The organism is Holospora obtusa F1, assembly GCF_000469665.2.
In the GTDB taxonomy this organism is placed as follows: Bacteria; Pseudomonadota; Alphaproteobacteria; order Holosporales; family Holosporaceae; genus Holospora; species Holospora obtusa.
This window is the reverse complement of record NZ_AWTR02000034.1, coordinates 1-12,139: the sequence shown is the minus strand read 5'-3', so window position 1 is coordinate 12,139 and position 12,139 is coordinate 1. Positions and strand designations below refer to the sequence as shown.

Sequence of the window (12,139 nt, the reverse complement as noted above, 5' to 3'; positions counted from 1 at the left end):
GTAGTCACGAGATAAGAAGTATGATATAAGTGATGCAGTTATTTCATGAATGCATAAGTATTATATGTCAGAAGCCCATCGTCGCCACGATATTTCAGATCGCGTATGGAGTTTGTTAGAGCCTCATTTACCAGGACGAGAAGGTGTTTGGGGCGGGAGAGCTAAAAATAATCGCCAATGTATTAATGCCATTTTCTGGATCTTAAGGACAGGATCGCCATGGCGAGATTTGCCGCCAGATTATGGAAGTTGGAGCAATACGCACCGTCGTTTTATCAGATGGAGAGACAAAGGTATCTGGGAGAAGTTGCTCGAAGAATTAGTTGATGTTCCGGATTATGAATGGCTGATGATTGATGCAAGTCACATCAAAGTACGTCTTCATGCAGCCGGTGCGAAAGGTGGAAATCAAGAGATGAGCCGCTCAAAAGGGACTTAATACAAAGGTACATTTGCTAGTGTTTTTGCTCGAGTGTTGTTTGTGATATTTGAAGTAATGATTTGAAAAAAAATCAAGTCAGTTAAAAAGTTTTGTTTGTTCAAGTTAAAGTAAGCAAAGTTTTTTTGTTACGTTTAAGATCGATAAACGCTTCGTGTTTTGTAAAATTCTGGGCACACGTAAAAATAAATAACATGACACACATCACGTAAAGAATGCAGTTAAAATTTTTGTTGACGATTGATGCTATATTTTTTTGTTAAGTAAATTTTTGTCATTTTCAAGAATGAATACCGTGTAATAAATTTTCTAAAAAATGCTTCTTTATAAAAAATATGTATGTCAAAAAATATTTAAGCTTTTTAGTTCCCGTGATTAAATTAAAAAAAATTTAAGCGCTAACACTGCGGTATCTTGCGTGAATAGAATATTTTTTTAATAATAAAGTTTGATTAAGGCAAGTTACAGTATTTTTTTACAGAAAAAAGTTCTCAAAATAATTAACGCGGCACTGTGATTTTTTTAGGCGAAAATCAAATAAAAAATTGAGGATCAACATGATCAAGAAAATAAATTAATTATTTACAGATTTGAAGTAACAAGCATCCGTAAAGCATAAAAATAACAATGACAAGAGGTAGTGTGAAAAATTTTTGGATTTGGAAAGCAAAAAATCTAAAAAAAATTAGAGCCACTTTGTATTCACAATTTATTCAAGAACACGACCGACATGTTTTATGGGTTCCTTTTGGAATTGCAATAGGGATTTACAGTTATGTAATGTTACCTTACGAACCTAAAGCAATAACTTACGGAGTGATATTCATTGCTTTTTTCGCCAGTTTGTACGGACTTTTTCAAGAAAAACGTAGAATTTTTAGAGTATTTTTTTGGGCAATTGTATGTTTTGCGGTAGGATTTTTTAGAATCGGGATGTACCCTCAGCATATATTGCTTAAAAAAGAGTTAGGTCCGTTTTGGATTAAAGGACAAGTCACTGCATTAGATCATACGGCTTCTAATTCAGGAAAAATTTATCCCAGAATATGGCTTAAATCTTTGCGATCCAAGAAGGGAGCACTGTCATTTCCCTGTGTTCGATTAAGCATCCGAACACAGTGTAAACAAAAAATTACTCCAGGAAACTGGATAGAAGCTAAAGTTAAACTGCTTCCTTGGGCCAGACTAACTGTCCCAGGAGGGTATGATGCGCAATTTCATCAATTTTTTCAAGGTGTTTCTTCTTACGGTTTTACTGTTTCTGATGTTCAGGTGACTTGCGAAAAATCTGGATTTTTAACAAGAATGAGACATTACTTAACAAAAACGTTTCACGATAAATTACCTTATCCTTTAGGAGCCATCGGTAGTGCGTTGATTACTGGAGACAAAACAGCGCTTCCCTTACAGTTGCGTAATGATTTTTCTGTTTCTGGTCTCTCTCACATTCTTGCAATATCTGGATTGCATTTATCCATCGTGGCAGCAATGTGTTTTTTCGTATTTCGATGGTTACTTCAAGGTGTTCCTAAATTAGGATTAATCATTAGTTTGCAAAGCTTAGCAGGCATATGCTCTTTGATTGCAGGGGGAATATACGTATGTATTTCTGGAGCAGGTTATCCAGTACAACGCTCTTTCATTTTAATGTTTGGAGCTCTGATAGGTATGTTTTTGAATCGTTGGCCTTCTTCGTTACGCATGTTATCTTTGTGTGCATCAGGGATACTCTTCATAGAACCTCATGCATGTTTTAGCTTAAGTTTTCAGCTTTCTTTTATAGCAACAGCTAGCTTAATGACTATTCCCAGCAAATTTTGGAGAAAAAGTATGTCAGAAACTCAACAACCTTTTTGGAAACGTTGGGCAAAAAGTTTTTTCATGATGAATGTGACAACCATTTCAGCCACATGCTCTACTTTACCCTGGATAGCTTTTTATTTTCATCAGTACTCTTTTCAAAGCGTAATTAGTAACGTGTTTGCGGTAAGCTGGACGAGTTTTTGCGTTATGCCGATGGCAGGAATTGCATTACTTTCTTTGTTAACGCCGTATTCAAAAAGCGTATTTTATTTATGGGGATTAACACTTAAAGGATTAGTAAGTATCGCGCAAAGCTCTTCATATTATTTAGGATTTTTGTTATTTCATTGCCCTCTTTATAGCCATTGGTATTTTTTTGCACAAGTTTTTTGTGTGTTTTGGTGGTTGATTTGGAAAGAAAATTGGAGATGGTGGGGAATTTTTGCTTTAGTTTTACTTCAATTTTTCGCATGGTACGGGGCTTTCAAACCTAAAATTTTAGCAACACCTGACTACATAGGAATCATTCAGGAAGAAATAAGCACACTGTGGGTTACAGAAACAAGAAAAGGCAAACACGTTATTTCACAATGGGCCAGAGTTTTTAATCTTTCTCACATTTGTCAAGAAAAAATGTTAAAGGATTCAAAAATAAAAGCATTATTCGAAATAGGAAAAAAATTAAGAAAACAGTATCCGAAAGCGCTGACCTTTCAGTATAAAAAAGGTGTATGGATCCCTGGAACGTTATCGGACGAACAGCGTCCGTGGCGTTTCTTATATTTTGAAAAAAAGCGTAAAAAATTTTATAAAAAAAGATATCGGATCACCTCAAAAAAAAATCAGTTGTCGTTAGATTAAATCAGGTCAAGAAAAACACCATAGTAAAAATATTAAATTTTACGAATAGAAGTAAATCCTGTCACTCAAAGATTAAAGAAAGACGTTCTTTGGTATATGATTTTAGAATTTTTTTTCTAGAAATAACACCCATCTTTGTAAACGTTAACCTAATTGACTATATATCAAAAAATATCCATTTTTATACCGATTTTTCTCTACACAAGACTGCTTTTATCTTCTTTATACGCTTCCTAAATAAAATACGTTCTAAAAAATTTGTAATTTGCGGCGCGTCAATGCTTCCTTCTTACAGCTGCGAAAAATTTTTCACGTGATCAAAAAATATTTGTATCCATCTTGACAGCCCTCTAAATCAGTAGACAAATACTTAAAAATACTTTATCATTTTCTGGAATCTTTTTTGAAAAAATGTAAAACTCAGCGCTAAAAATGATTTTAAAAATTACAGTTAACTTAAAGCAAAGACTTTAATTTTTTCAATGTATGCAATAAAAAAATTTTGTTTCAATATAAAGTGAGGTAAACTTATGACATCGCCTAAAAAACAAATTGAATCTCATTCTCTTATGCCCTTCATAGACTTGAAAGCGCAGTTAGCGCGCTTGCGTTCTAACATAGAATCTGCAATTAAGCGCGTGTTAGATCATGGAACTTTTATTATGGGACCAGAAGTTTATACACTAGAGGAACAATTAAAAACTTTCTGCGAGGTAAAGCACGCGATTGCATGCTCTAATGGAACAGACGCTTTGAATTTAGGATTGATGGCTTATCAAGTAGGTCCAGGAGATGCAGTCTTTGTACCTTCTTTCACCTTTGCAGCAACCGCTGAAGTTGTGGTATGGAGAGGGGCTGTTCCTATCTTTGTTGATGTTTTAGAATCTAGCTATAATATGGATCCTGATAGTTTAGAGCAAGGTATCCGTTATGCAAAAAGTTTAGGCTTGGCTCCTAAAGGGATAATTCCCGTAGATTTATTTGGTCAACCTGCAGATTACGATACTATTCAGTCTATTGCTCATAAAAATTGTTTGTGGATTATTGCAGATTCGGCGCAAAGTTTTGGAGCAACATACAAAACAAAAAAAGTTGGAAATATTGGCAATATAGCTACTACAAGTTTTTTCCCTGCAAAACCTCTAGGATGTTATGGAGATGGGGGAGCGGTTTTTACAAATGATGATGACCTTGCTGTGTTGATTCAGTCGTTACGCATACATGGTCAAGGCAAAGAAAAATATGATAATGTTCGGATTGGGATCAATGGGCGATTAGATACGATTCAAGCAGCTATTTTAATAGAAAAACTAAAGGTTTTTCCTGATGAATTGATCGTTCGTCAAGAAATCGCAGATACGTATTTCAGGGGACTTCAAGGTATATTAAAGACGCCTTTCCTCCAAAAAGACGTTACTTCTTCTTGGGCACAGTATACTGTGTGCTTACCTGAGACAGTGTGTCGTAAAAAATTAATGGAAAAATTGCAATCTGTAGGAATTCCTACAGTTGTTTACTATGAAAAACCTTTGCATTTACAAACTGCATATAGGCAATATCCAACAGCAACAGGAAAAGGATTGCCTCAATGTGAAAAATTATCTCACGTTGTTTTAAGTCTTCCAATAAGCGGGTATATGCACGAAGCAGAGCGTATAATTTGTGCCTTAAGAAAATTTATTTAAATAAATGCATGTAAATAAATTTTATTTACAGCGTTTGTATTTTTTTACTTTCAGTGATTCATAAATTTTGTCGTTGATGCGAAAAAAAGTAAAGATTTAGGTTTTCTATTATGAATCTATTGAAAAAGAATGCTAGGAGATTTTTTAAGGTAATCAAAAAAATTAAGGTTTGAGTGAGTCAAAAATTTCGCCTTAATTTTATGTACGTACACAAATTTGAAAATTTAATAAGTCTTGTATATGTGTTTCTTAAAGATTTTAATTATGTTCGTATTTAAAAAGTAAAACGAACATAATTACAGCGTAAAATGAATATTTAGAAATAAAAAAATATTTTTTGTTTTCTCTTTTTTTGTTTTCCGTTCATTAAGTTGAGCTTTGTTTTTAAGCTCAATCATTTTCAAGGCACACTGTTAGATCTTCATCGTTAAGGTTTAAAAAAAATTACATTTGTTAATAGTATAGAGTAAATATAAAGAAAGTTCATGCATCAAAATTTACACAAAACAATGGATACGCAAATCTCAACTGAATTTATTATAAAAAAATGCCAGCGTTAATTTTGTTTTTTGGGTAAATGCTCTCTGAGGCTTATTTAGAATTTAAGGGCAAAGAGATAAAAAATGATGTATTAAGGACAAAATTTCAATTTAATATATTGTATTATTTTTTAGTTCAAAAGCCTAAACTTAATTCATTACCATTATATATTTTTTAAAATAACTGTGTTTAAAATAGAAAATTTATTACAACCATTATTTAGCTTAATTGATGTGCGTGTGTTAAATCACAAAAGATTTAGATTTGTAATTTGTTTAAAAAACTTGACTCTTTAAGAACCTTCCATTAGCATAGTCTTATGGTCAGGTAAGCGTTAGAGCAGGGAAAGTGTATATGCATAAAAAAATGTCTTATTTTGTATGGTGTTTAATGGGAGTAATGGGCTTTAGTGGAGAAAGTCAATCTCGAGACACCTTAAAAGATAAAAATAGCGATGTTAAAGACAATAAAGTTTTGTGTATTATTGGAAAAAGAGTAATTAAACAGTCAGACATTGATCAAATATTACAACAAATATTAAAAAAAAATAAAGAAAAAAAATTTTCGGAAGAAGACAAAAATCGTCTGAAAGATGATTATATCACAATGTGTCAATTAAGTGAGTGGGCTAAGAGTCAAAAATTAGATGCACTTCCTGAAACGGTATCCGCGTTGGACCAAGTTTACGTTTCTGCGGCTTTACGAAAATTAGCAGAAGGTTCAGAGCAGGTTGGAAAATCAGAAATTGAGCAAGAAATAAAAACGCTTAAAGAAGATCCCGACGTAATGGAAAGCGTAGCTATTGAGACGGTCATTGTAAATAAAGCGGGAAAAAGCAATATCGAAGATGAGTTAAAAAAATTAAAAAATTTGGGAAATGATTCAGAAAAAGTATTTCCAGTATGGGCAAAAAAATTTCAAATTGATGAGCCTAATGGAGAGTACAAAGTTAATGAATTTACAAAAAAAATGCTAAAATCTAATTCTCATCTTAATGGTATTTTGCAAGAAATGCAGGTGGGAGAAATAAAAGTCGTTCCGTTAAACAAAGACAGTTCTTTGGTTATGGTTGTACGTTTTATGAAAAAAGGTGTGCGCACCTCTGAAAATGTGGTAACTCAACTTGCAGTTCAGAATATGAGATCTAAAAAAATGCAGGAATTACTTGCAAAAATTAAAAAAGAATTTCCTGCTAAAGAACCGTAAGTTATTTAATTGTAATGCGCTGTGCCTTTACGAAAATATCTTTTGAAAAGCTGAAAAATTTTACTTATTTTGTTTTGAGTGTTTTTAAAACTTAATTTGTAAAAATAAATAATATTTTTTGTTTTCGAAGTTCATAGAAAAAGTATCCTTGTTTTGTTTTAAACGTTTTGTATAAGAAGGTTTTGTTAATTTTCGATGCTTTTAAAAAAACCTAGAAAATATTACAGTGGTAAAAATAAAAACGTTACAGATGCAATTTTTAATATTGCATCTTATTTTTTAAATTTTTTTAAAAAAAGCAAGCCCACTTAATAAAATAAAAAAAGAATTTCTTTAATTTCTTTCACTGATAGATTTAAAATTTTTTGACATTTCTTTTAAAAAAATTATCTAAATAAATAGAAAAATCTTTATTTATTGTTATGATGACATAACAAAAAAACCAAAAAAACAAAAATACTTTTGAATTTTGTTTTTTTGGATCGTTATTTCTGAATTTAAATATTTTTACTTTTCTATAAACACAATAAATCAAATTCTATCTTTAAAAACCTTTACTATTTTTTTTCCCTTCCGAACACAAAACTTCACATAACCAGAAATTCTTGAAAATAGTGTATAATCTTTTCCGCACCCAACATTTAATCCTGGATGAATTTTCGTTCCTTGCTGACGCAAGATGATGGTCCCAGCATTAACCATCTGTCCATCAAACCTTTTAATTCCCAACCTACGACCAGCAGAATCTCGACCATTTCTAGATGTTCCACTTCCTTTTTTTTGTGCCATGACATTCTCTACTTTTTCTTTATCTCAGAATATCACTAAATTTCGATAGACTCAATACGAACTCGAGTTAAGACTTGCCGATGCCCACGTTTTCTACGATAATTGTGTCGACGCTTTTTCTTAAAAATCAAAACTTTTTTTGATTTTATCTCCCCCAAAGATACCGCTAAAATTTTTGCCGGAAGCACTGCTCCTTCAAGCTGAATAGACCATCCATCTAAATTCAAAACATCACCAACGCTACACGGTAAGCGCTCTACGTCTAAAAAGCGCCCTTGCTCAACACGATATTGCTTTCCCCCAGTTTTTAAAACTGTGTACATACTTTCAACCAAACTTTTCTTTTATTTTATCACAGTACTGTTTCCAGAAGCAATACCTGCGTTTGGGATAGTCCTTAGCGAATGACGAAAATCAAGCGCATGTTTGTACTTTTTCTAAAAAATAATTTGTTTTCTTATATAAATTTACTTTAAAAATAAAAAATTAATAAACCTCTTTTTATCGTACATTTTTATAAACATGTTGTGGAAGTTCAGGGGATTCTAAGGGAAAAAAGTAATCGCTACACTTTACTCCCATCTCTTTTAGCAAGTGCGTCTTTGTCAAAAACGCAACTTGATCATTCCAAACTCCAAAATCAGTTGTTGATGGCGCGTAGCAGTATGTGTTGCTTTCTTGCCTATTCATATGTGAACACGCTGACATTTGGAGTCCTTTTTCTGAAAAAAAACGACCATGACTAATGAGAATAACAATGATCCCGTCTTCTTTTGCGTGATTCATAATAGATACATCTTTTTCCAACAAAGAAAGCGTAGATGGAGAGCTAAACAAAAAATGGCACAACTCTACCGAAGAAATACTATTTTTTGATCGATATTCTGTTAAGCTTGGTTCCACAACAAAACTCATCCAACGGTTAAGACCATCTTTTGCGATACGCTCTGAAAGTCCCAAAGTTCGAAAAGGGACTAACCCTTTCCAATGTTTTCTGCAATTATTTTGTTCAACTCCCTGACTTTCTATTGACGCAGGGCACGGAAGCCTTTTTTCTCTTAAAACAAACCACATTACAGCACTCAAAATCTGTTCTTGATGTGACCGGGTGCACATACATTCTTGTCTTCGATAATACCCTTTCAGCAACGCTCCACACGTTCCTATCAAAATTCCAATAACACTCAACACTATACAGAGCTCTATCAACAAAAACCCAGATTGAGCACGCAAGGAGAAAATTTTTCTTACTAAAAAAATGAGCATAGTAATACTAAAAACTATTAAGCGCGCCTGAAGAGATTCGAACTCCTGACTTTTGCCTCCGGAGGGCAACGCTCTATCCACTGAGCTACAGGCGCTTCTTCTCAGCCAGTATACGCATATTTTCATTTTAGATCTAGAGGTCATCACAACCGTTTATTCATATATTTTTGTACGTTGAACAAAATTAAAAAACACAAATCATCAAAACCAGATACAACAGGCCTATTAGAAAAATAAGTTTTAAATAAGATGTAAATTAAAAAAGATATGTAGGTTTTTGCAAAATACGAACAGATCAAAAAGCTGTAGTCATTTAGATTGAACTGGGAGATATTTAACCAAAGAATAACAATTCGGTCATATATAAACTGATATTTTTTGGGTTGTTTTGAAGGTAATGAGACAGTTTCATTGTCTTATGAAGCATATCATGACTACGAGAAGATAATTTTTTCTTTCTTTTAAAGCGTACCGATCCATATAGAATATCACTGTGTGTTGATTCAATAGAAAATGTAAGATCTTTCTCACGAACATTCTTTTCTTCAGGAAGACGTCTAAAGCTCCTATTCATCTGTAACACATTGACCTTTTAATGCGTTTTGTCAAGATGGTGTCGCTGCGATCACCAAGCTATCAGTCGATAGAGTGACGAAATACCACGTTAATGACTCTCCAGATCTATAAAGTATTTTTTTCCATGGACAAAATGCCACACCTCGTACATTTGAATACAGTTGCAAGCGTCTGTGTTTTTCAACTTGAATATTATCTTCTTTTTGCTTGATTCACTTGAAGACTACAATTTCACTGACTGTAAAAAGTTTAGATATGTCCAACATGGAAACGCAGCAATGTCAATTTCAAGTTGTTTCGGTGAGAAAGACACGCTTTTGGGGGGGGCAGGGCCTGCGCATAAAGAAATTTTATTCTACAACTGTGTTTAAAAGATGTATAGATGTATATTTGCCTTAAAATTATAGAAAGCCATTTTAGTTCATTGGAAGATCCCCGTTCCTCAAGGAATCAACGCCACCCTTTTATGACTTTGATAGCAACCAGTTTGTTAGCAGTTCTTTGTGGTATCGACAGTTTTAGTGGGATGCAGGATTTTGTTGAGATGCATAGGGAAGCGTTGAAAAAATATTTCGATTTTCCGTCTGGTGTGCCAAGTCACGATACTTACCAACGGCTTTGGGATAACTTATTCCCCAATCAATTTAGAGAGTGCTTTGGCGCTTTTGTAGAAAGTCTTCAAAAAATAACGAGTGACATTATGAATATCGATGGGAAAACGATCCGGAATAGCTCTTCAAATAAGCTTTTTCATAGTGTAAGTGCTTGGTGCCATAAGAATAAAATGGTTTTCGCTCAAGAGAAAGTGAATGAAAAAAGCAATGAAATCAAAGCCATTCCAAAAATGTTAAAACTTTTAGATCTTGAAAATAAAATCATTACGATCGATGCCATGGGAGCTCAAAGGGACATGTGTCAGCAAATCGTTGAGAGGAAAGGTGATTATGTTATTTCACTCAAAGACCAAGGAACATTGTTTGAAGATGTTAAGCTCTTTTTATCTGAGTTAAATAACCACGAATTCATTAACGAAAATAATGATAAAGGCCATGGAAGAATTGAACAGCGTGTGGCCGTTGTTTCACATCATACAAAGCGGCTGAATGACATTCATCAATGGCCTGGTTTAAAATCCATAGGTCGCATTACCTCAACGGTGCTTCGTAAAGGGAAAGAATCGAAAGATACCCGATACTATATTTCATCAAAATTATTAAGTGCTTTTGAACTGAATGAGATTGCCCGTCAGCATTGGGGAATTGAAAATCAACTTCACTGGGGTTTGGATGTTGTTTTCAATGAGGACAAAGCCTGCATTCGGAATGATTGCGTTACCGAAAATTTGGATATACTCAGAAAATGGGCTTTAACCATACTGCATAAAGCAAAAAATAAGCCAGAAAACTCGATCAAGTCTATCATGCGCAAACATTCTATGTCTTTTAAACATCTTATTCATTGTGTGAACACAATTCTTCATGCGTAGGCCCTCGCTGTATTGACAAATATATAGAAGTACCTTCAGTTTTCGGTGTTAATTTATAATTCAATAAAATTAAGGAAGGCTTGATATTTAATTGTTTTTTTGTTAAAGTGACCTTCGTAAACAACTAAACCGTAACAATGTCTATGAATAAAAAAATTATTTTATCTTTAATATGCGTGCTTTCTTTAGGAAGTAAAAGCTTTTCCGTGAAAGAAAGCCAACAACATCTTGTTCAAGAAAGCCAACAGCCAATTGGTTTTGAACCCAGCAACGAAAATTTATCTAAGATCGTTAATCAGCTTAAAGGCGTAGAGATTATGGATGCAGATAGCTATTATGATGCACTAAGAATATTCGGATTAGATTCATTATATAGCGATTATGGAAGAGCTCCTTTGTTCACTAAATCTTATGCAAGTTTTTTATGTGCGCTAGAATTGCTCTTACGCAACTGTTATAACTTTAGTATTGAGGCTGTTAAAAATGTACTTCAAGATATTGATTTAAAAAGTAAATTCAAAGATAACACTTATTATGTGATGAATTATATGATGACCTGCTTAATGTCAAATAAGAATAATTTAGATATCGCAAAAATGGTTATCAATATTTTAGATTTCAGCTTTGTGCTCAACGAAAATTTCAGCACAGACTTACGAATTCACTCCTTGATAAATACGATTTTGCGCAATAAAGAGGAGCATTCGGACAACGCTGAGTTGGCTGAACTTTGCCTAGAACGTATGAACTTGAATGCATATAAAAATTTTGACCCTCAGACAAGATCGTTAACGCTTATTACTTCTATTTTGAATCCAAGAAATGATCCTGTTTGTTCTGAAAAATGTTTTAAATCTATGATATGGGGGGACGATTTTTTAAAGGTACCTCTTTTTAAGATTTTAGATACATTAAGAAGTGAGGAGATTCCAAATAATAATATAGTCAAAGAATTTCTTCAATTATCAAATTGGAGAGAAAGGATTCAAAAAGAAAAAATCGACATAAGTGTTTATAAAGAAACATACAACACAAGTCCTAATAATGACAATTTTTTGTTCCGGTTAGTATCTGATAATCCGTTGTTAGAATTACTCTTGGAGGGCGTTGAGTTAAATCATTGTTTCGTTGGGGAAAAGTTTCATAGAGAATATACTGACGCTTTATTAAAAAGCTTGATCTACGTTCAAAGTAAAGAACTTGTAGAACAATTATGTTCACGAATACAATTTTTCAATGAGGATATTCCAAAAATATGGGATCTGTGTGTAGACAAATTAGATTATTTAAAAAAGAATCAATTTAAAGACGCAGACACAACAGGTATTCTGTCTCTTTTATTAGATCAAGGGGGGGGGGAATTTAAAAATTTTTATGAGGACGAAGATTTGCAAAATAGATATAGGTTTTTATTTCCACGCTTTTATGAGAACAAAGATTTGCAAAATAGATATGGGCTTGTACCTCCAAAATCTCATGAAGAAAAAA

8 protein-coding genes, 1 tRNA gene and 1 pseudogene are annotated in these 12,139 nt (G+C 33.2%); 6 read left to right on the top strand and 4 right to left on the bottom strand.

Features of this window, described 5'->3' with window-relative positions:
• Positions 1-64: 64 nt before the first annotated feature.
• The 4 genes and pseudogenes from P618_RS01335 to P618_RS01320 form a co-directional block, all read left to right on the top strand.
• A pseudogene (locus P618_RS01335) lies at positions 65-461 on the top strand (IS5 family transposase); the annotation flags it as partial.
• A gap of 605 nt (positions 462-1,066) precedes the next feature.
• Positions 1,067-3,103 (top strand): ComEC/Rec2 family competence protein, encoded by a 2,037-nt coding sequence (locus tag P618_RS01330; RefSeq protein WP_021826833.1) that lies wholly within the window; start codon positions 1,067-1,069, stop codon positions 3,101-3,103.
• A 530-nt stretch (positions 3,104-3,633) separates the two neighbouring features.
• Positions 3,634-4,788 (top strand): DegT/DnrJ/EryC1/StrS family aminotransferase, encoded by a 1,155-nt coding sequence (locus tag P618_RS01325; protein ID WP_021826834.1) that lies wholly within the window; start codon positions 3,634-3,636, stop codon positions 4,786-4,788.
• Positions 4,789-5,682: 894 nt separating this feature from the next.
• Entirely contained in the window at positions 5,683-6,534 is an 852-nt protein-coding gene (locus P618_RS01320) for a hypothetical protein (protein ID WP_024161036.1), read from the top strand.
• A gap of 531 nt (positions 6,535-7,065) precedes the next feature.
• Here P618_RS01320 and rpmA read toward each other — a convergent pair.
• The 4 genes from rpmA to P618_RS01295 all read right to left on the bottom strand — a co-directional run bounded on the left by rpmA (position 7,066) and on the right by P618_RS01295 (position 8,684).
• Positions 7,066-7,323, bottom strand: coding sequence for a 50S ribosomal protein L27 (rpmA, locus tag P618_RS01310; RefSeq protein WP_021826840.1), 258 nt, complete (start codon positions 7,321-7,323; stop codon positions 7,066-7,068).
• A gap of 35 nt (positions 7,324-7,358) precedes the next feature.
• On the bottom strand, positions 7,359-7,646 hold the full coding sequence (gene rplU, locus P618_RS01305; protein WP_021826841.1) for a 50S ribosomal protein L21: 288 nt from the start codon (positions 7,644-7,646) through the stop codon (positions 7,359-7,361).
• Positions 7,647-7,824: 178 nt separating this feature from the next.
• Positions 7,825-8,556, bottom strand: a complete 732-nt coding sequence (locus P618_RS01300; RefSeq protein WP_021826842.1) for a pilus assembly FimT family protein — start codon at positions 8,554-8,556, stop codon at positions 7,825-7,827.
• 55 nt (positions 8,557-8,611) lie between these two features.
• A tRNA-Arg gene (locus P618_RS01295) sits at positions 8,612-8,684 on the bottom strand.
• An 863-nt stretch (positions 8,685-9,547) separates the two neighbouring features.
• On the opposite strand from P618_RS01295, the gene P618_RS01285 reads away from it, so the two are divergent.
• Positions 9,548-10,651: an ISAs1 family transposase gene (locus P618_RS01285; protein WP_021826845.1), complete on the top strand. Its 1,104-nt coding sequence runs from the start codon at positions 9,548-9,550 to the stop codon at positions 10,649-10,651.
• 143 nt (positions 10,652-10,794) lie between these two features.
• On the top strand, positions 10,795-12,139 hold a 1,345-nt coding region (locus P618_RS01280; protein WP_156918950.1), incomplete at its 3' end, for a hypothetical protein.